This is a genomic window from Lederbergia citrisecunda, assembly GCF_018343695.1.
Lineage (GTDB): Bacteria > Bacillota > Bacilli > Bacillales > Bacillaceae_C > Lederbergia > Lederbergia citrisecunda.
Genome location: NZ_JAGYPJ010000001.1, coordinates 2444116 through 2464430 on the forward strand (window position 1 = coordinate 2444116; position 20315 = coordinate 2464430).

18 protein-coding genes are annotated in these 20315 nt (G+C 38.1%); 5 read left to right on the forward strand and 13 right to left on the reverse strand.

What is annotated here, in order from left to right:
• Positions 1-3 precede the first annotated feature (3 nt).
• The 5 genes from KHA93_RS12330 to KHA93_RS12350 form a co-directional block, all read right to left on the reverse strand.
• Positions 4-879 carry an ROK family protein gene (locus KHA93_RS12330; protein ID WP_213111002.1) on the reverse strand — a complete coding sequence of 292 codons (876 nt, stop codon included), beginning with the start codon at positions 877-879 and terminating at the stop codon, positions 4-6.
• A gap of 211 nt (positions 880-1090) precedes the next feature.
• Complete coding sequence (gene galT, locus KHA93_RS12335) at positions 1091-2617, reverse strand: UDP-glucose--hexose-1-phosphate uridylyltransferase (RefSeq protein WP_213111003.1); 1527 nt, start codon at positions 2615-2617, stop codon at positions 1091-1093.
• A 100-nt stretch (positions 2618-2717) separates the two neighbouring features.
• The gene (locus KHA93_RS12340; protein WP_213111004.1) at positions 2718-2912 is read right to left on the reverse strand and encodes a hypothetical protein; all 195 of its coding nucleotides are present in this window, start codon (positions 2910-2912) and stop codon (positions 2718-2720) included.
• Positions 2913-3058: 146 nt separating this feature from the next.
• The gene (gene galE, locus KHA93_RS12345) at positions 3059-4048 is read right to left on the reverse strand and encodes a UDP-glucose 4-epimerase GalE (RefSeq protein WP_213111005.1); all 990 of its coding nucleotides are present in this window, start codon (positions 4046-4048) and stop codon (positions 3059-3061) included.
• Between the two features lie 28 nt (positions 4049-4076).
• Complete coding sequence (locus KHA93_RS12350; RefSeq protein WP_213111006.1) at positions 4077-5249, reverse strand: galactokinase; 1173 nt, start codon at positions 5247-5249, stop codon at positions 4077-4079.
• Positions 5250-5393: 144 nt separating this feature from the next.
• Between KHA93_RS12350 and KHA93_RS12355 the strand changes: the two genes are divergently transcribed.
• Entirely contained in the window at positions 5394-6605 is a 1212-nt protein-coding gene (locus tag KHA93_RS12355) for an ROK family transcriptional regulator (RefSeq protein WP_213111007.1), read from the forward strand.
• Between the two features lie 426 nt (positions 6606-7031).
• Positions 7032-8213: a M14 family metallopeptidase gene (locus tag KHA93_RS12360; RefSeq protein WP_213111008.1), complete on the forward strand. Its 1182-nt coding sequence runs from the start codon at positions 7032-7034 to the stop codon at positions 8211-8213.
• Positions 8214-8754: 541 nt separating this feature from the next.
• On the opposite strand, the gene manA is transcribed toward KHA93_RS12360, so the two are convergent.
• The 3 genes from manA to KHA93_RS12375 are packed head-to-tail and all read right to left on the reverse strand — an operon-like array spanning position 8755 to position 10591.
• A complete protein-coding gene (gene manA, locus KHA93_RS12365) occupies positions 8755-9702 on the reverse strand; it encodes a mannose-6-phosphate isomerase, class I (protein ID WP_213111009.1) in 948 nt (315 codons plus the stop codon).
• An 18-nt stretch (positions 9703-9720) separates the two neighbouring features.
• On the reverse strand, positions 9721-10179 hold the full coding sequence (locus tag KHA93_RS12370; RefSeq protein WP_213111010.1) for a low molecular weight protein-tyrosine-phosphatase: 459 nt from the start codon (positions 10177-10179) through the stop codon (positions 9721-9723).
• On the reverse strand, positions 10172-10591 hold the full coding sequence (locus KHA93_RS12375; protein WP_213111011.1) for a VanZ family protein: 420 nt from the start codon (positions 10589-10591) through the stop codon (positions 10172-10174). The genes KHA93_RS12370 and KHA93_RS12375 overlap by 8 nt, the downstream gene beginning before the upstream one ends.
• A 277-nt stretch (positions 10592-10868) precedes the next feature.
• Between KHA93_RS12375 and KHA93_RS12380 the strand changes: the two genes are divergently transcribed.
• Both KHA93_RS12380 and KHA93_RS12385 read left to right on the forward strand, forming a co-directional pair.
• On the forward strand, positions 10869-11771 hold the full coding sequence (locus KHA93_RS12380) for an acetamidase/formamidase family protein (protein ID WP_213111012.1): 903 nt from the start codon (positions 10869-10871) through the stop codon (positions 11769-11771).
• A gap of 20 nt (positions 11772-11791) precedes the next feature.
• Positions 11792-13162 (forward strand): APC family permease, encoded by a 1371-nt coding sequence (locus tag KHA93_RS12385; RefSeq protein ID WP_349772285.1) that lies wholly within the window; start codon positions 11792-11794, stop codon positions 13160-13162.
• 50 nt (positions 13163-13212) lie between these two features.
• Here KHA93_RS12385 and KHA93_RS12390 read toward each other — a convergent pair whose 3' ends face one another.
• The 4 genes from KHA93_RS12390 to KHA93_RS12405 all read right to left on the reverse strand — a co-directional run bounded on the left by KHA93_RS12390 (position 13213) and on the right by KHA93_RS12405 (position 18838).
• Complete coding sequence (locus tag KHA93_RS12390; protein WP_213111013.1) at positions 13213-14385, reverse strand: MFS transporter; 1173 nt, start codon at positions 14383-14385, stop codon at positions 13213-13215.
• A gap of 364 nt (positions 14386-14749) precedes the next feature.
• Positions 14750-17215 (reverse strand): beta-mannosidase, encoded by a 2466-nt coding sequence (locus KHA93_RS12395; protein ID WP_213111014.1) that lies wholly within the window; start codon positions 17213-17215, stop codon positions 14750-14752.
• 28 nt (positions 17216-17243) lie between these two features.
• Positions 17244-17858: an SGNH/GDSL hydrolase family protein gene (locus tag KHA93_RS12400; RefSeq protein ID WP_213111015.1), complete on the reverse strand. Its 615-nt coding sequence runs from the start codon at positions 17856-17858 to the stop codon at positions 17244-17246.
• A 17-nt stretch (positions 17859-17875) separates the two neighbouring features.
• Entirely contained in the window at positions 17876-18838 is a 963-nt protein-coding gene (locus KHA93_RS12405; RefSeq protein WP_349772286.1) for a glycoside hydrolase family 113, read from the reverse strand.
• Positions 18839-19098: 260 nt separating this feature from the next.
• Between KHA93_RS12405 and KHA93_RS23535 the strand changes: the two genes are divergently transcribed.
• Complete coding sequence (locus KHA93_RS23535; RefSeq protein ID WP_267917342.1) at positions 19099-19230, forward strand: hypothetical protein; 132 nt, start codon at positions 19099-19101, stop codon at positions 19228-19230.
• A gap of 56 nt (positions 19231-19286) precedes the next feature.
• On the opposite strand, the gene KHA93_RS12410 is transcribed toward KHA93_RS23535, so the two are convergent.
• The gene (locus KHA93_RS12410) at positions 19287-20300 is read right to left on the reverse strand and encodes a substrate-binding domain-containing protein (protein WP_213111016.1); all 1014 of its coding nucleotides are present in this window, start codon (positions 20298-20300) and stop codon (positions 19287-19289) included.
• Between the last annotated feature and the right edge of the window lie 15 nt (positions 20301-20315).

The window sequence follows — 20315 nt, forward strand, 5'->3', positions numbered from 1 at the left end:
TGATTATTCTATTTCTAAAGCCCGCTTCGCAAGCATTAAAGCTCCTGTAATCCCAGCATCATCTCCTAGTGCCGGCGGGACAATATAATCTTCAATGTGTTCCGTGATTTGGGAGAGCGGAACGTATCCATTTAGTAATTCTTGAACTTGTTTACGAACGAGTGGGAAGATTTGCGCTTGTTTCATCACACCGCCACCCATGATAATTTTTTTCGGTGAGATCGTTAAAATATATTGCATGAGCGCTTGCGCAAGATAATAGGCTTCTATTTCCCATACTTCTTGCTTTTGTTGAAGCTCATGGCCCTTTTGTCCCCAACGTTTTTCAATTGCAGGGCCAGCCGCCATTCCTTCTAGACAATCTTTATGGTAGGGACAAAATCCTTCGAAAGTATCATCTGGATGCCTTTTTACTAAAACATGTCCCATTTCAGGATGAGAAAGACCTTGAAGTAAATTCCCTTGGACAACTGCTCCTGCCCCAATTCCTGTTCCGACTGTTATGTATAAGCAACTATCTAGACCTTGGGCAGCCCCTTGCATCATTTCCCCAAGTGCAGCTACATTCACATCAGTGTTAAACTCAATTGGTATTTGTAAAGCTTCTTCTATCGTTTTCAAGAAAGGAAAATTGGTCCACCCTGGCTTTGGCGTAGACGTGATATTCCCATAAGTACGGCTATTTTTATCAATATCGACAGGACCGAAAGAACCAATTCCAAGCGCTTTCAAATCAAATTTTTTGAAAAAATGTATCACTTCATGCATCGTTTTTTCCGGTGTTAATGTATCGATTTTAACACGTTCAATGATTGTTCCATCTTCGGTACCTACTGCACAAACAAACTTCGTACCTCCGGCTTCAATTGCTCCAAGCATTTCTAACACTCCATCCTAAAAAATTCTTTTCCACTTTAGTCTACCATATAGGAAGGAAAAATTATCTAGTAAAATAAGAAAAGCGCAAGGCGCCAGCCTATCAGCGAGAAGCTAATGTTCTAAGAAGTAAAAAGTCCCTCTTTGACTTTTAGCGACTCCGTCTATTTGACAGCACCTAGAGCTAGACAAAAAAGCCAGCTCGAAAGCTGACTTAAGAATTTTTTATCATATGATGGATGAATTTTTTGAATGCGACTTGTCCTTCTGGAGTTCTTTTATATACACCAGCATGCTCAAGAACGGTAGAAAAGACTCGTCCTACTTCCTCGCGTAATATATCAAGAACATTATTTTCGTTAAGTTCTGGATGAGTTTCGAATACTTTACAAGCCCAATCAGCATGTTTGTTAGTTATGTCGTCTTCATATAGACTCGTTTTATAGTCAGACTTAAGTAAGTATTCCCCAACGAGTTGGAGTTCCTCTTTTAACCTGCCAGGTAAAACAGCCAATCCCATCACTTCAATCAATCCGATGTTTTCCTTTTTAATATGATGAACTTCATTATGTGGATGGAAAATCCCGAGTGGATGTTCTTCGTTCGTACGATTATTTCTTAAAACAACGTCGAATTCAAATACTCCATTTACCATGCGAACGATAGGCGTTACCGTATTATGCGGTTCGGAGCCGCTTGTAGCATGGACCTCTACGTCAGGATCACTATAATGTTTCCACGAGTTCAAAATGTATGCAGCAAGTTCGGCAATTTGGTTGCGATCCTTTCCACGAAGGCGAATGACCGACATTGGCCAACGCACAATTCCCGCTTCTACTTCTTCATATCCCGGAAATGTAAAAGTGTCATCCATTTCCGCTTTAGCCATCGGAAAAACATGATTTCCACCTTGGAAATGATCATGGCTTAAAATCGATCCTCCGACAATCGGAATATCGGCATTAGAACCAATGAAATAATGAGGAAACTGTTCGGCAAAAGAAAGAAGCCTTTCAAATCCAGCCTTCGAAATTTTCATTGGGCGATGTTCACCGCAAAAAAGAATCGCATGCTCGTTGTAATATACATATGGGGAGAATTGTAAAAACCATTCCTCTCCATTTAAATCAACAGGAATAATTCGATGGTTTTGCCGCGCTGGGTGATCAACTCGTCCAGCATACCCGACATTTTCCTTACAGAGTAAACATTTCGGATACTCTGAAGCTTCTTTTTTATCTTTGTTTGCAGCTATCGCCACTGGATCTTTTTCAGGTTTTGATAAATTTATCGTAATTTCAAGATCCCCATAAGGAGTTGGCGAAAACCAATGCTCGTTTTTGGCCACTCGGTCTGTCCGAATATAATGTGAATCCTGAGCTAGTTTATAAAAATAGCTAGTGGCTGCTTCGGCTCCCTCATTTTTGTATATATCAAAAAATGTACGAATGATTGTTGATGGACGAGCAATGAACGCTCCCATCAATTCCGTATCGAGTAAATCACGAAACGTTACTGTATTATGAGGCAGTTTATCATTTTCTGCTGCCCAGTCTAAAATATGTGCAAGTATCCTTACGGGCGAATTGTCGTCCGGAGCTTTTGCACCTACGGATTTCCAATCTTCAAGACCTAACGTGGCAAGTAAATCGTTCCGTACAAAATCAACATCCCACGTTTCAATCAGTCTTTTTTTCAATCCATATTGAATCAGCTCTTCCAAAGCTTCATATATTAACATGCTGTCGCCCCTTTCGTTTTGGTATTTTTCTTATAATTGTCAAGAACAAGTATCCGTACGGGAGGATAGAGAAATTGAAATCAAACGTACGTTGATTGAATCACCATGAATGGCAATTGACATCAATCGTACGATACTTGAAACCCTTCGAACGGCAATTGGACATCATTCGAACGAGAATTGAAACACCCTGAACGGCAATTGGCATCATTCGAACGAGAATTGAAACACCTTGAATGGCAATTGGCAGCACTCGAACGAGAATTGAAACACCTTGAACGGCAATTGACATCATTTCGAACGAGAATTGAAACACCCTGAACAGGAATTAGCATCTCATATCTCAAATAGGAGTACGCATATGGGAACTGATATCTTTTATAAGCAAGGGGAACCTTCCTTACGAGGGTAACCCCTTAGTCTTCATCTCCCAAAAACAAATCACTCCACATATCCATTCGGATTTTTTTGGAACCATTTCCAAGCACTTTCGATCATGGATTCAAGAGAATCATGTTGAGGTTTCCAGCCTAATTCTTTTTTCGCTTTTTCCGATGAAGCTACTAGTTTGGCAGGATCTCCTGCACGTCTTGGTGCTACCTTTTCCGGGATTTCTTTTCCGGTTACTTTCCGGGCAGTTTCAATGACTTCCTTCACACTGAATCCATTTCCGTTACCCAAATTGTACGTTCCACTTTCACCCGTTTTCCGTAGCTTTTCAATCGCTAAAATATGAGCGTTTACTAAATCCATTACGTGAATATAGTCACGGATGCAAGTGCCATCTGGAGTATCGTAATCTTCGCCAAAAATGGCAATTTCATCACGTTTTCCTAGTGCTGCTTCCAAAATAATTGGAATTAAATGAGTTTCAGGTGTGTGATCTTCACCGATGATTCCGTTCGTATGAGCTCCCGCTACATTAAAATAGCGTAGAACAACATAGCGAATGCCGTATGCAGGCTCGCACCATTTCAACATTTTTTCAATGGCAAGTTTCGTTTCGCCATATGGATTCGTTGGATTGGTAATGGCGGATTCAACAATTGGTATTTCCTCTGGCTCGCCATAAACTGCTGCTGTTGATGAAAACACGATATTTTTTACATTGTATTTATTCATCGCTTTGACGAGGGAAATAGCACCACCTACATTATTATCGTAATATTGAAGCGGCTTTTGTACACTCTCTCCGACTAATGAATCGGCAGCAAAATGCATGACAGCATCAATATTATTTTCGGTAAAAACAAGATCTAGAAAAGGTTCATCCCGTAAATCACCGTCATAAAAAACAGCTCCATCTAATAGCGCTGCTGAGTGGCCCTTTTGTAAATTATCAACTACAACCACTTCTTCCCCACGCGCAAGCAATTCAGCTACCGCATGACTCCCAATATAACCTGCACCACCACAAACTAATATCGCCATCCTAACTCCTCCTCCGTTATAAAAAGTCTTACTCTACGATTTCTTTTGCTCCATCGCCAATACCAACTACATAGAAATCAGCTTTTAAGCCAGTTACTTCTTCATACGCCTCGCCAACATTTTTAATAAAATCATCAAGCTTTTCTTTATTGACAAGATTGATCGTACAGCCACCAAATCCCGCTCCTGTCATTCTTGCGCCTAAAACATCTTCATTCCAGGCTGCTTCTACAAGAGCATCTAGTTCTTTACCTGTCACTTCGTAATCTTTCATAAGTGATAGATGCGATGCATTCATTAATTTACCGAATGCTTCTAGGTCACCTTCATTTAATTTTTCAACAGCCACTAAAGTTCGGGCATTTTCTGATACTGCATGTTTCGCACGCATACGGTCGGTCTCATTTTCAATCAAATATTTATGAGCCTCAAATTCATCGACAGTTAAATCACCGAAAGATTGAATATCAAGTTCTTTTTGCAACTGTGCAAGGGCTCTTTCACATTCAGAGCGGCGCTCATTATACTTTGAGTCGGCCAATCCTCTGCGCTTATTCGTATTAGCAATAACTAACACATGGTCGGATAATTGCAGCGGGCTATATGTATATTCCAAAGTTTGGCAATCAAGTAAAATGGCATGACCTTCTTTGCCCATTCCACATGCAAATTGGTCCATGATTCCACAGTTCACGCCGACAAATTCATTCTCAGCCTTTTGAGCGTATTTTACGATTTGTACACGTTCAATATTTAAATCAAAAAGTTCATTCAACATGACTCCAGTTACAAGTTCAATCGAAGCTGATGAAGAAAGACCAGCTCCGTTAGGGATATTCCCGTAAAAAAGTAAATCTAGTCCTGTAGAAATTGTTTTACCTTCTTTTTGGAAAACATCCACGACACCTTTCGGATAATTTGCCCAATCATCTTCTTCCTTATATAAAAGGTTATCTAATGGAGATTCAATCACCCCAACATCTGGGAAGTTCATTGAGTAAAAACGAAGAACGTTATCCTCTCTTTTTCTCACTAATAATGTTGTTCCGATATCGAGTGCACATGGAAAAACATGCCCTCCATTATAATCGGTATGCTCTCCGATCAAATTCACCCTTCCCGGGGCAAAAAACGTACGAATTTCTCCATTGTCTCCGAAAATCCCGGTAAACTTTTTACGTAATTCATTCTTCTTTTCCATGACCAGTCACCTCTTATTTTTTATTGAACAATTTTAAAATTGTAATGAAAATGAACTTTGTTAATTAATTTAATTTACTTATATGTTATTATAAGAAAAAGTGATTTGCAATACATATTTCTGGATTAAGGAAGTGCTTTTTCAATGAAAAAAGGTAGCTTTCAATGGATGAAATCATTAAATCGAACGATCATTTTAAATAAAATACGTACAGACGGACCGATTTCCCGTGCTCAAATAGCGAAAGAAACAAAATTAACACCACCGACTGTCAGTAGTCTTGTCAGTGAGCTGATTGATAAAGACCTCGTGATTGAAAGTGAGCAAGGCGAATCCATTGGCGGAAGAAAACCTACATTATTAGTAATTAACAGTGATCGTTTCTATATTATAGGATTGGATGTTGGAGCAAAAAAGATTCGTGCTATTCTTATTGATTTATCCGGAAAAACCTTAGATAAAACGCAAACCATTATTCCTAAGCCTATTTCCAATGAAGATTTACTCTCGCTTATTAAACGAACCATCTCTGATTTGGCATCTATACATGAAACGAAAGAAGTGATTGGAATCGGTGTTGGTATGCATGGAGCTGTTGATGTGGAAACAGGAACAAGTTTATTTGCTCCTGGCCTAAACTTAAGAGATATCCCTATCAAAAAAGCACTGGAAGCAGAATATGACGTACCTGTAAAAATAGACAATGACGTGAGAGCGATGGCATTCGGTGAATATTGGTTTATGGAAGAAAAAAAAGATGAAAACATTGTGACGGTTAATATAGGAATCGGTGTTGGTGCAGGTATTGTTTTAAACGGGAAGATTTTTCACGGAAAGTACGATTTGGCCGGTGAGATTGGTCATATGACAGTTGATCTGAACGGAAATCAATGTTCCTGTGGGAATATTGGGTGCTGGCAAACACTAATTTCTGGTCCCGCCATAGGTGAAGCAGCCATAAAACAGCTTGAACTAAATCCTAATAGTCATCTTTTAGATATGATTGACGGTGAAAAACACAAAATTGAGGGAAAAACAGTGTATGAAGCAGCCATTGCAGGAGATTCCCTCTGCATAAAAATTTTAGAAAAAACAGGGGAATACATTGGAATCGGATTAACTAATTTAATTCATATTTTAAATCCTTCGAAAATCATCATTGGTGGGGGAGTTGCAAATGCGAGTCCGATTATTTTGCCTAAAATAAAGGAAACGATCGCACAAAGAGGTTTGACAAATCAGGCAAAGGCAACTCCTATTTATTGCTCTGATTTAGGGTCATTTGGAACGGCTATAGGGGCATGCGCTCTTATTCTTGGTGAAATTTTTGAAGGGGACGTTTCAGTAGTAGGTTGAAGTAGGGGGATTTTTAGAGTAAAAAATCTGATTAATCAAGATCAGATTTTTCTTTATGTTATTCCTTTAAAACCGCAATGATTAACGACAAAATTTGTTGAAGTGGATTTTTCGCAGAAATTCCATATTAATTCTCAATCCAAAATCATTAGTGTTTACTTTTTCGTCGAGAATTACACATTGATTCTCGATGAAACTCAATAATATTCATTTTTTGTCGTGAATTCACCCCTGATTCGAGACGAAACCCATCAAAGTTCACTTTTCATCGCATACCCCAATAGGTTCACATAGCAAAACTTTTTTACAGAACAATTTGAGGAGGCTCATTCTCGATGTCCCATCCATCTATCGTAGAGGTTTCTGTCATCTTTCTTATCTTTTCACATACTACTAAAATGATAATGGTTTTTTGGAGGGATGCAAATGGAGATTCGAGTCCGATCGGGGGATACTCTTTGGCATTATAGCCAGCTATTTTTCATGCCCATTGTTCTAATTATTGATTCAAATCCAGGTATTAATCCGAATGCACTACAAGTGGGGCAAATGGTTAAAATTCCCGGATTTACCGAAAGTAGTTACACCATTCGCTCGGGAGATACGTTTTGGAAGATTGCGCAATCGCATCATTTAAATATTGATGCTTTACTTCTAATGAATCAAAATATTAATCCAAGCCAACTTCAAGTCGATCAAAAAATTCGCATTCCTCTAAGAGTCACGACCCTAACTATGGATGGAAGAGATCATTATGACTTTCAAAAAATGAAAAATGATATTGAAAAATTATTAGCCATCTATCCTTTCATGAGGAGAAGGGAAGATGGTAAAAGTGTAGACAATCTTCCGTTATACGATTTACTGGTTGGAAAAACCAATCGAAAAATCCAGATAAACGCTTCTTTTCACGCAAATGAATGGATTACTTCCCCTATTTTAATGAAATTTTTAAACGAATACTTGCTAGCATTAACGAATGGTCAAAATATTAGTGGAGTTTCGGCTTTATCGATATATGAGCGATCCCAACTCTCCGCTCTACCGATGGTAAATCCCGACGGAGTTAGTCTAGTGTTAAACGGTCCACCCGCAGGAAGACGCGAAGAAGTGATTCGTTTGAATCTTGGAAGCACCGACTTTTCAGGTTGGAAGGCAAATATTCGTGGAGTTGATTTAAATAAACAGTTCCCTGCAAATTGGGAATTCGAGAAAGAACGTAAACCTAAAGTTCCTGGCCCAAGAGATTATCCAGGTCCTTCACCATTATCTGAGCCGGAGACAAAGGCGATGGCTGATCTTGCAAAAAATGAAAGTTTTGCACGACTTCTGGCACTGCATACGCAGGGACGTGAAATTTATTGGGGATACGAAGGATTTGAGCCTCCTGAATCCGAAGTGCTGGCCAACGATTTTGCAAGACTAAGCGGTTATACAGCGATTCGCTATATCGATAGTTATGCCGGCTATAAAGACTGGTTTATCCAAGAATTTCGCAGGCCAGGCTTCACGATTGAACTTGGATTAGGTCAAAATCCGCTTCCTATATCACAATATGATGAAATATATGCTCATGTAAAACCGCTGTTAGTTAGAGCATTAATCTAAAAGTATAATGAAAAGCCCATTCTTCGTTCGGAAACGAGGAATGGGCTTTTGGATTCGTTCGAAAAATTATACAATGGACAATTGGGAACTTACCATTACAATCCCGAACTCTATTACGAATTTGTAGTAGCGTTAAATCGATAATTGTACGATTTTAATCCCTGATTACATGACTTTTGTGATAACCGCATGATGAAATCTTTTTATTTAATTGACGTGATTATCGTTTTACTGATGTTGATTCAATTTATTGAACATCAGCCTAATTTTACTGACTGCATTCTTGGTTTTACTGGCCATTAGCTTGATTTTACTGGCCATTAGCTTGATTTTACTGGCCGCTTTCAAGCATTACTGGCCACTACCTCGATTTTACTGGCCGCTTTCAAGTAATTACTGGCCACAAACTCGATTTTACTGGCCGCTTTCAAGCATTTACTGGCCACTACCTCGATTTTACTGGCCGTTCTCTTAATTTTACTAGGCACTAGCCCAATAATAAAAGCTACTTAGCTAATCATAAAAAGCTACTACTAAAGAATTAAACATGTGAGACAATCAACGTCGCTTTTCCATCCAATTCAAAACTTCCCGTCCCAGCTGGCAAAATAAAATGATCTCCTTTTTTCACGGGATACTTCTTTTCACTTATCGATAATTCTGCTTCTCCATCCAGTACACTCAAAAGCATAAACGGTTGATCTTGCACAAATTGAGCAACTCCATTTACGTCCCATTTATACACAGTGAAGTAGTCGGATTCCACGAATTTTGTAATGGCTGCTCCTGGGATAGTATCTACTTCCGGCGAAAAATCGGAAACTTGATGAGGAATCATTGAAACATCGATTGATTTTTCAATATGTAGCTCGCGTGGCTTTCCGTCTTGTCCAGGACGATCGTAATCATATAGTCTATATGTTGTGTCGGAGCTTTGCTGTGTTTCAAGCACGAGCGTCCCTTCACCTAATGCATGAATCGTGCCGCTTGGAACATAGAAAAAATCTCCTGGCTTTATTGGTACTCGTTTTAATAACTGATCCCATTGGTTATTTTCTATCATAGACACGAATTCTTCTTTTGTCTGTGCGGAATGACCGTAGATCAACTCCGCTCCTTCTTTACAATCTATAATATACCAGCATTCCGTTTTTCCAAGTTCTCCTTTTTCATGAACGTTCGCATATTCATCATTTGGATGTACTTGAACAGATAAGTCAGCATTCGCATCTAAAATTTTTGTCAATAGCGGGAACACTTTCATTTGCTGATTACCAAATAATTCAGAATGCTTTTCCCAAAGCTCTATCAACGTTTTGCCTGCATATTCACCATTTTTCACGACAGAAGGGCCGTTTGGATGTGCAGAAATCGCCCAGCATTCCCCGGTATGATCGCTCTGAATGTCATAGCCAAAATTCTCTTTTAATGCAGTTCCTCCCCAAATTCTTTCCTGAAAAACTGGCTGTAAAAATAATGGTTCTCCCATGATGCCATCCCTTCCTTATTACATTTCTCTTTTTATTTTCTCCAACAATGCTTGGCAGCCTTCCAACACTAGATTATACGTTTCCTGAAAATCTCCCGTATAATACGGATCAGGAACATCAGCTTTTTTATCCGTTAAATCAAGCAGTCTTAACACTTTCGGATGTTTAGACTCTCCGCATATATCGTAAATATCATGAATATTCATCTCATCCATAGCAATAACATAATCAAATTTCTCAAAGTCTTCTTTTGTAAATTGTCTTCCAAACATTCCTTCAGATGAAATTTGATATTCTTCCAATTTCCTCAAAGTCCCTTTATGAGGACGGGCACCAACATGCCATGAGCTTGTACCTGCGGAATCAATATGGATTTTCTCACTCAATTTTTCATTCTTAACCAAATCCCTAAATACCGCCTCGGCCATTGGTGAACGGCATATATTCCCAAGGCATACAAACAAAACGTTAACCATATACTTTTCTCCTTTCTCTTCGTTTTCTATTTAAAAGAACCACTCCAATAAGGGCAATAAAAGCACCTAATGAATCAATCCCAACATCTAGCACGGCTCCCGTTCTTTCAGGGATAAAAACTTGGTGTAATTCATCCGTCGCTGCATATAACGTCGTCAACAGCCAGGCAAACCAAAATCGATTCTTTTGTAATCCCTTGTAGAAAAGTACGGCGAGTAATCCAAAAGCACTTAAATGAACGCATTTGCGAAACACCACATTCCAAATTTGTGCCTCGTCTTTAGTAAAATGAAAAAACTTTATCAGTATTGACTGTGTATTACTCCCCGTAGATGATGGGGATGCCGTCGCTATAAAAATTGCTATACACCAAAGAATCGCACCGATAAGCCAAAAGTATCTTCTATTCATAAACATAATCCTCTTATCATAGTCTTCTATCATTATATCTAATTCAACTATTGCATGCACTCAACAAAAATATGAATAAAGCACTCATATATATTACTAATACAAAAGAGCTACATTATTTTATTGTTTTTCTCAAAAATCTCTCTATTTTTAAAATTTCCATAGGTATATATTCACAAAATGTTCACTTTTTTTTATCAATATGTTATAATCTTTCCAATATGTCATAACATTACGACATTAATATTTAAAAAAAATAGAAAGGATGGTAGAAAAGATGAGTCAAACAGTAGGTCTAGGTACGCCGATATATTCATTCAGCAAAGATCATAATCCTGTTGCCACTGTTGCTTCAGGAAGTCGAATTAAAGTTGAATCGTACGATTGTTTCGAAGGACAAATTACGTCTAATGAAACAACGATGAATTCTATTGATTGGGAGCGGATTAATCCGGCAACTGGCCCAATCTATGTAGAAACTGCTCAACCTGGGGATGTACTTGCCGTTACGATTCACGGTCTTGATATCAAGGGTCCGGGAGTACTTGCGACAGGACAAAACCTCGGAGTCATGGGCCATCGAATTGATGAGTTTACAATCAAAATGATTCCGCTAGAAGGGGATGAGGCTGTTTTTAACGAAAAAGTTCGCATTCCACTTAACAAAATGATCGGAGTCATTGGTGTTGCTCCAGAAAATGAAGCTGTGCCATGTGGAACACCAGGTAACCATGGCGGAAACTTAGATACCGTGTTAATTACGGAAGGCGCAACGATTTATTTCCCTGTATTCCACGAAGGAGCTTTATTTGGCCTTGGTGATATGCATGCTGCAATGGGAGATGGAGAAATTGGGGTATCCGGAATTGAAGTAGCCGGTATAGCGGATTTAACACTTGAAGTAAAAAAAGGAAAAAGCCTAAAACATCCACTTGTTAAAAATAAGGATGGCCTAAGCATCCTAGTATCTGCTGAAACGCTTGATGAAGCGGCAAAACTCGCAGTTGAAGAGATGATCGATTTATTATTGCCATACACTGATATGGATGTTGCAGAAATGACAATGCTCATGAGTGCCATTGGGCATTCACAAATTTCGCAAATTGTCGATCCACTTTTAACGGCAAGATTCTTTGTTCCGCAATCGTTTTTAGATGCATATAACATAGACATTTTTTAATCATTTAGGGGGAAATTTGAGTGGCTATAGAAAAACTAAGCCAGGAAGCTAATTTAAACGGGAAAGCTCCTGAATATAAACAGGAACTGAAACGTGCATTAACTTTTTGGGATTTAATGATTTACGGACTTATTTTCATGGTTCCGATTGCTCCATTTGGAATTTATGGTGAGGTTGCAACTGGTGCACAAGGGATGGTCGCCCTTGCTTATGTAATCGGTATGATCGGGATGATTTTTACCGCACTGAGCTATGCGCGAATGTCTGAAGCTATTCCATATTCCGGATCTGTTTACGCTTATGCACAGCACGGAATTAACGACACTGCTGGATTTTTTGGTGGCTGGCTCATTCTTCTTGACTATATTTTCGTTCCAGCTCTTCTATATTTAGTAAGTGCTGCAGCTCTTGCTGATATTGTTCCGGAAATACCGATTATCGTTTGGCTTCTAATTTTTATTGGTATTAACACGGTTATTAACGTATTAGGTATTGAATTCACTGCAAAAACGAACAAATATATATTGATTGCTGAACTTATCGTCTTAGTTATTTTCGTTGTTGCAGGTATCATTGCCGTTGCTCAGCATGCTAATGGTGCTGAATTTACGTTCAAGCCTTTATATGATAAAGAACATTTTTCAATGGCAACTGTCATGGGAGCTGTTTCTATCGCAGTACTAAGTTTCCTAGGATTTGACGCAGTTTCTACACTCGCAGAAGAATCTAAAGGTGGAAGAAAAGCAATTGGTAATGCCATTATCGGTGCTTTGCTTTTAGTTGGTGTTATGTTCATCATCCAAACTTGGGTTGCAGCCCTAATCTGGCCTGATTTTACAACTTTTGAAAATGTAGATACGGCATTCTATCAAATTGCTGAAATTGCCGGTGGAACTTGGTTGAAATGGACAACCATTATTGCAACCGTGATTGCATGGGGTATTGCGGACGCACTCGTTGCTCAAGCAGCCATTTCTCGTATTATTTTTAGTATGGCTCGCGACCGTAAGCTGCCACATGTATTATCCAAAGTACATCCAAAGTTTAAAACACCATTTATCGCAACGATTGTTGTTGCCGTCATTTCATTTATCGTAACAATGTTCTTCTCGGCACAAATTGGACAACTTGCTTCGGTTATCAACTTTGGTGCACTTACTGCTTTCTTGTTATTGCATGTTTCTGTTATTAACTTCTATATTAGAAAGAAGAAAAGTACTAATTATTTCAGTCACCTAGTGTTGCCTGCAATCGGTTTTCTGATAATTGGCTATGTTTGGATCAATCTGGACATACTCGCTAAAAAGCTAGGATTCATCTGGCTTGGAATTGGTATTATTTACTTCATCTATTTGAAAGTAACGAAAAAGGATACTAAATTAGAACAGTAATTACTACAAAAAAGGTGCAAGTTCACAATTATGAACTTGCACTTTTTGTATTATCCTTCTACCATTTCTATATTTTTCTGCGTCTTCTCTTTCATAGAGAACAAGATAAAGCCTATCGTCCCTATGAAAGAGCATACTGCTAATATAAAATAAAGAGTCGAACCACTGAAAGTGTCAAAGATAAAACCACCTACAGAGGAGCCAATAATATTTGTTATACTAAAAGCGATCCCCATAAAAACCATATGGCCGGTTGCCTGCATTTCAACAGGAAGGGCTTTATATAAATATTCAATCGCACCCATATACATAATCGCAAAACATATTCCATGCAGCACTTGGATCGAAAGCAATACTGAAGGATCCGAAATGAAACCAATCATCGTCCATCTAATGGTAAAGAGAAATCCTGCAATAATCATATATTTAATTGGGCTTTCCGAGCGGAACCAAATGAAACTTGTAATGAAGAGAATCGCTTCACTAAGAACCCCAATGAACCAAAGCCACCCAACAAGCATCTCATTCCCGCCTATTTCAAATAAATATAAACTAATGAAACTATCATTTACTCGGTGAGTTAGAAAAATAAAAAAACTTAAGAGAAAGAAAGTGAGCAATGTCCGGTCTTTAAAAAAATTACCTATTTCTTTCAAGTTCACTTTTTTCGCACCTGAATTTGCGTCTTTTAATGTAAAAGACAACATTAAAGTCATACCTGCTACAATCATCATTGGGATGGCAAGGGCTCCTACCCCCATTTTATTAAAATAAAAACCACTGGCCAAAGATATGATTGCAAAACCGAACGAACTCCACGACCTTATGGAACCAAATGAAACCTTCTGTTCGTCTGCTATACGCTTCGCTAAATTATCTGACAGTGGGTTCAGCGCCGTAAAGAAGAAGAAAAATAAAGAGCCTGCAGCGAACAGCCACCCGAGTGAGTTTAATTGGAAAATCCAAAAGATTCCTATAAAAATACCAATCAATACAACAATGATAATTTTTTTAACGGTTTTAAATCTGTCACTCATATAGCCCCAAACAGGCTGAGCAATCAATCCGACCAATGTACCTAAGGCAAAAAACATCCCTATAGCTGATTTGGAAAGCCCATTATTTTGAAAATATAAAGGCAAAAAACTAACGACCAGTGAACTGATCGCAGCACCAAAAAACAAAAACATTTTGAGCGACAAAAGAGGATTTTTTCTTAACATAATCATAAGCTTCCTTTGCGAGTATATTTCTGTGCAGTCTATATAATCTATAAGAGCAAGCTCGACTCCGTCGACTCTACCACAAGAGTAGCGGTTTTAGTCGACTTTCCTTATTTTTGACAAACCTTGCGATAATGCCAAGAAGTTGGCGATTCGATATACGCTAGAGCTGGACATTAAAAAGCTTAAAAGCATCGTAAATTTTATACATCGATGCAAAATTAAGGAGCCAGCCCTTTTCTAAGGACTGGCCATGTATGGCTACTGTTATACTATACTATTGATAGGCTAATTTTGAATAGTACCTTTTTTTAAACTTTTAAGAACACAGATTAAAAGGCATGCTATACATGCCCTTTAATCATCAATATGTGTTATAGATGCTTCTCACGGATAATTTTTTTGTTAACTCTTGCAAACTTAAAGTCTCACTTAAGCTATCTTTCATGATAGTAATAGTTTTCGTGTCTCCTTTGGAGAGATCGAAATAATTATCGCTGAATTTGCAATCTGCATCTTCTAAATCAAGTTCTACATATTTAGCTAAACCACCATTTGTTTGTACTGAAAGAATAAATTGATCTTGTTCTTCCTGCACATCAAGTTCAAATTGCGGATCAACAAATTCAAAATGTTTCGGTTTTACGAATAAAACAACTGCATTGGAATGTACTTCTTCATCCATGATGAGTACTGCTTCAAGATACGTATTTCTCATGTTTTCATCTGAAAGTACATCTTTAAAAGAAAGCTCGATGCATTTTTCAGCTGATAGTTTTCCAACCTTTGCTTCAAATGTGCCTTCCTTCAATATTTCAGAAGTGTTCGTACGGAGTTTCCATTCAATACGACCTTGAATGTCTTCCAGAGAATCATTCGTTACATGAATTGAAGCTGTCTTCCCTTCTTCTTCAATGGATAGAAGAATTGGTGCATAAAATTTCTTCGCAAAATAATGAAGTGCCTTCCAGCGGCCAAAGCTATCAATGCTTGACCAAGATGCTACTGGCCAACAATCATTTAGCTGCCAATACAATGATCCCATACAACGACCACGATTGCGACGCCAATGTTCAACCCCATATTTAATGGCTTCCGCTTGTAAAAGCTGGGAAGTATAAAGCAATGAATCAAAATCTTTCGGGTAAAGGAAGTTCTCAGATAAATAGAAAAGAATTTTTCCATTCGCTCCTGCATTTTTCTGATGAGTTTCCATCACACGCGAGAAAATATTCCGATCCTCTGGAATCGTAAAGGTCTTCACTGTTTTTAATGAAGGAAATGATTGGAAACCGAACTCAGAGCAGAAACGGAAAAAGTACTTGCGATACTCTGTAAATGGCTTCAAGCCGTGCCATACTTCCCAATAATGCACATCCCCACGGTTAGGGTCACGCGGTTGATCAAAGCCACCGCCTGATGTTGGTGAGGATGGCCAGTAAAATGTTTCAGGGTCAAGTTCCTTCATCATTTCAGGGATAATGTATTCGAATAACTTAATATAATCTGTTTTACGCATCGGATCCTGCGGCCAGCCCCAATGCACCCAGCCCTCTTCAGTTTCATTATTTCCACACCAAATACCTAAACTTGCATGATGGCGTAGACGCTTTACATTATCTGCAACTTCTTTTTTAACCGTATCTAAAAATTCATCTGTTAGTTTATACACACTGCAAGCAAACATGAAATCCTGCCAGACAATGAGACCGAGGCGATCACATAGGTCATAGAAATAATCTTCTGGATAGTGACCTCCACCCCAAATGCGGACCATGTTAAAATTCGCTTCTACGCTATCTCTTAAAAGCCTTTCAGTTTTTTCAACAGAGTTTCTTGCAAGTAAGTTATCCTCTGGAATGTAGTTCGCACCCATTCCAAAGATAGAAAGACCATTTACATAAAATTCAAAGGATCTTCCAAACTCATCTGGAACAGATTTCACTTCAATAGTACGAAGACCAATATTGTATTCCTTTGTATCAAGCTTTGAATTATTACCATCCAGTACGGAAACTTCTACTTGATACAACGGCTGTTTTCCATATCCATTTGGCCACCACAATTCAGGGTTTTCCACGTTGAAGGTGATAATTTCTTGCACATCTGAAACAGGAACTGTTTTCACTTCAACTTGACCTTCTGGACTTGTCAATGAAACTGTAAGTTGAAGATTATCTGCTTCACTTAATCTCTCAACTTTCACTCTTACATCAAGACGCACTTCATTTTCACTATGCACTTGAGTCATGTATACATCATCAAGCTTTGCTGAACTCCAAGCTTGAATAGATATATTTCGCCAAATCCCCATATCTGGAATTTGTGGACCCCAGTCCCAACCAAACATATAATGAGCTTTTCTTAAATATGGATATCCAGCGACCGCATCGCCGACACCAGCAAGCGGATCTTCTTCTTGTAAAGCTTGAATATACTGAGTAGGAGAATTGAATTTTACCGTAATTTCATTTTCGCCTTTTCGTAAAAACGATTTTACATCCATTTCGTAAATACGATGCATATTATTTGTTTTCTCTACTGGTTGCTCATTCACGAAAACTTCAGCAAGCGTATCAAGACCTTCACAAATAAGAAGGATTTTATCTTGTAATAAAAACTCTTCATCTACCGAAAACTTTCTAGTATACTCATAGTCTTTTGCCGCAATTTCGAGACCAATTTTTTCATTATCACGGTAAAATGGATCTTCGATTTTTCCGTACTGCAATAAATCATTCATGACAGATCCTGGGACTTGAACATCAAGCCATTCAGATGTTCCTACCTCTTGCATTTTCCAATGTCCGTTTAAATCAACTTTTAACATTATGTCCACTCCTTGAAGTTACATTGCATTAATTTAATAAGCTTTTACTTGCCTCTAGCCATGATTTTGCCATCAGCATATTCCCAGCCGAATTCATATGAACACCATCAGTCGTTAACTTATAAGTTGCACCCGTTTTTAAATAATCAATAAAATCTTGGTGGGTCGGAACGAGAATGGCGTCGAAATTTTTAGCAAGTTTTCGAACGATCTCGACATAAGGGATAAGCTTTTGATTTCCTTCAGAATGAATGTCTTCTTCGATTATTGTAGGCTCCATTAAAATCAACTGAGCATTTGTTTTTTCTAATAATCCTGCCAAAATCTCTTCAAACTGCTCAGGATATACTTGGACCATATCTGGGTTATCGAGCTGACGCCACACATCATTTATTCCGATTGAAACGGACACGTAATCAGGATGCAAGTCTAGAACATCTTTCTCCCATCTATCCTGTAAATCTGTTGCACGGTTACCGCCGATTCCCTTATTAATGATTTCGAGTTCTTTGCTTGGAAAAGCAGTCAATAAATAATCATGTATGATTCGGACGTATCCAATTCCGATTCCTTCAGGGTCTTCATTTCTTCCCCATTCAGTAATACTATCGCCAATAAATAAAATTCGAGCCTTATCCTTCATATTTGTCCCTCCAAAATCTATTTATTGAAATACCAATCTTTTAAAACTGCCTCTGCTTTTTTTCCATATATATCAAAGCCCCTATTATTCTTAGCTTCTTCTAACGGATAAAGTTCCGTACTCCAGTCCCACCAGAAGAATCCGGCAAACCAAGGCTCGTCCCAAAACGTTTTCATAACGGAACTGTAAAAATTTGCTTGTTCCTCCTCGTTAAAAGGAAGATCTCGATGTTCAAAATCCCAAGGCATCATCGCACAGCCTTCAGCACTTCTGCATCCAATTTCCATAAATAGAATCGGCTTATTAAATTTCTTATGAAGATTTTCAATTCTACCCTTTACCTTTTCCCAGTTTTTTAGCATTGTTTCTTCACTGTCGCCAGGTTTTTCTCCAACGGGATAATAAGCACTCGTACCAATCAAATCAACTTGATCAAACCATTCAATTCCATCTTCTTTTCCATGGTTTGCATTGTAAATGACGGGACCACTGTAAACTTTTCTTACTCTCTCAACCACTTTTATCCAATGCTCTGTCTGTGCTTCTGTCCCCACCATTTCACAACCAATGCAAAACATTTCGCATTCTAGATCCTCAGCCAATTCAGCATAGTGAACTACAAAATTCGTGTAAGACTCAAACCATTGCGCCCAATAGTCATATGCTTCTTCTGGAAATCCAATTCTCGCTCTCCACAACCCATCTTTCGAATTGACGACAGGCTTCAAACATACTTTCAATCCAAGTTCCTTTGCTTTTTTCACCGCAAACATGATATCACTATCTGTCATTGTGAAACCGTAATCAAAAGGAATATCAGTAGAGAAAATGGTGTTTTGGTATGTATAAAAGGACAAAGCAATCCATTCACTGCCTGTTTCTTTTAACTTTGTTAATGACTCAACCGCACCTGGAGTTCGATAAGCACCCCTTGAAGAATCCCAGCCATAAGTCATCCCTTTGATAAATAAATCTTTCACTATTTTTCCTCCGTTAATATTATTATTTTATAGAGTCAAAATCATGATGCGTACTTGAAAAAAACGATCAATATATATAATTAATCATAACTTAATCGTTAACTTTATTCAATTTATTTATCAATAATTTAGTTATTTAGAAACATCACTTCTGCAACATATCAGAAACTAAACTTACTTAGTTCAAATGCATTAGGGAGGTTAATAAATCCATTTATGAAAATGAGCGTCGTGGATGTTCGTGTCAGAGTTTTAAAGTATTGGCGGAACCGAATTTACTAAATAAGCGGCTCGTTTTAAAAGGATTGAATCCTGACTATTACGCTTCTGCACGTGGTGGTATTGTTTACGTAGGAGACCAACTATTTGCTACGGCATTACAATGTACCTAAGCATTAAACTATATGCAAAATAATTAAAGAGAGAGGTGACAACCTCTCTCTTTTTGTTAGTCTTTCTTTATGTTTTTCACCGAATCCCTATAAATGATATTTCCCTTAATTTGGACTCTTCCATGTTTTTTATCTTTGTCGCGAATTTTTTCATGAATAAATACGACAGCTGTGCGCGACATTTCTTCAATATTTACTTCTACTGTCGTAAGTCCTGGTTCCGTAATGGTCGCATATATATCATTATCAAACCCGACAACTGAGAAATCATCCGGAACACTATAGCCCATCTCCTTTAATTTTGCGATTAAAATATGGGCTACTTGATCACAATTGCATACAAACGCTGTAGGAAGCTCCTCAGGAAGTTCAAGCTCAATATACTTTCCATGATTATCACGATCATTTAATATATATTTTTCGTTTAATTTTATATGATGTTCCAGCAAGGATTTGTAATATCCAAGAAATCGATCTTGGATACTGCTAGTAGAATAAATATTGCCTACATAAGCAATTTTTTCGTGACCGTTTCGAATTAAGTAATTTGTAATATCGTACGCGCCATAAAAATTATCAGTAATGACTGCATCCATATGAGACTCGTCATCATAGAAATCCATAAACACAGCTGGAAGCTCGACCGTCTGTAGTTTTTTAATATACGGCTTCTTTATTTGCCCAAGTATGATAAAACCATCAACCTTTTGCTCTAAATAAATTCTTGGGAGCTTTAGCCCATCTTCATCTTCGGCTCGTAAAATATGCAGGATGCCATAATATCCTTGCTCTTCTAAAACCCTGGAAATGGATTGATAGAAATTCAAATAAAATGATTGGGCCAAGCCTGTAAAACGTTCAGGAATGATAACGCCAATATTAAATGAAAGGCCGTCTTTCATCGATCTCGCTGCGGTATTAAAGCGATATCCCATCTTTTCAGCTAACTGTTTGATTTTTTCTTTAAGTTCATCGCTGACCCCTTCTTTGTCATTAAGTGCTTTTGAAACCGTCACACTGCTGACTCCAATCTTTTCAGCGATATCCCTCATTGTTACATTATTTTTCATTAATATCCCTCACAT

Bases quoted from the DNA above. Each gene is read 5' to 3' on its own strand.
- KHA93_RS12390 (WP_213111013.1), bottom strand. From the start codon at position 14,385: ATGTTAAGAAAAAATCCTCTTTTGTCGCTCAAAATGTTTTTGTTTTTT.
- KHA93_RS12330 (WP_213111002.1), bottom strand. From the start codon at position 879: ATGCTTGGAGCAATTGAAGCCGGAGGTACGAAGTTTGTTTGTGCAGTA.
- KHA93_RS12370 (WP_213111010.1), bottom strand. From the start codon at position 10,179: ATGGTTAACGTTTTGTTTGTATGCCTTGGGAATATATGCCGTTCACCA.
- KHA93_RS12380 (WP_213111012.1), top strand. From the start codon at position 10,869: ATGAGTCAAACAGTAGGTCTAGGTACGCCGATATATTCATTCAGCAAA.
- KHA93_RS12350 (WP_213111006.1), bottom strand. From the start codon at position 5,249: ATGGAAAAGAAGAATGAATTACGTAAAAAGTTTACCGGGATTTTCGGA.
- KHA93_RS12410 (WP_213111016.1), bottom strand. From the start codon at position 20,300: ATGAAAAATAATGTAACAATGAGGGATATCGCTGAAAAGATTGGAGTC.
- galE (WP_213111005.1), bottom strand. From the start codon at position 4,048: ATGGCGATATTAGTTTGTGGTGGTGCAGGTTATATTGGGAGTCATGCG.
- KHA93_RS12355 (WP_213111007.1), top strand. From the start codon at position 5,394: ATGAAAAAAGGTAGCTTTCAATGGATGAAATCATTAAATCGAACGATC.
- galT (WP_213111003.1), bottom strand. From the start codon at position 2,617: ATGTTAATATATGAAGCTTTGGAAGAGCTGATTCAATATGGATTGAAA.
- KHA93_RS12340 (WP_213111004.1), bottom strand. From the start codon at position 2,912: ATGATGTCAATTGCCGTTCAAGGTGTTTCAATTCTCGTTCGAGTGCTG.
- KHA93_RS12375 (WP_213111011.1), bottom strand. From the start codon at position 10,591: ATGAATAGAAGATACTTTTGGCTTATCGGTGCGATTCTTTGGTGTATA.
- KHA93_RS12400 (WP_213111015.1), bottom strand. From the start codon at position 17,858: ATGAAGGATAAGGCTCGAATTTTATTTATTGGCGATAGTATTACTGAA.
- KHA93_RS12360 (WP_213111008.1), top strand. From the start codon at position 7,032: ATGGAGATTCGAGTCCGATCGGGGGATACTCTTTGGCATTATAGCCAG.
- KHA93_RS12395 (WP_213111014.1), bottom strand. From the start codon at position 17,215: ATGTTAAAAGTTGATTTAAACGGACATTGGAAAATGCAAGAGGTAGGA.
- manA (WP_213111009.1), bottom strand. From the start codon at position 9,702: ATGGGAGAACCATTATTTTTACAGCCAGTTTTTCAGGAAAGAATTTGG.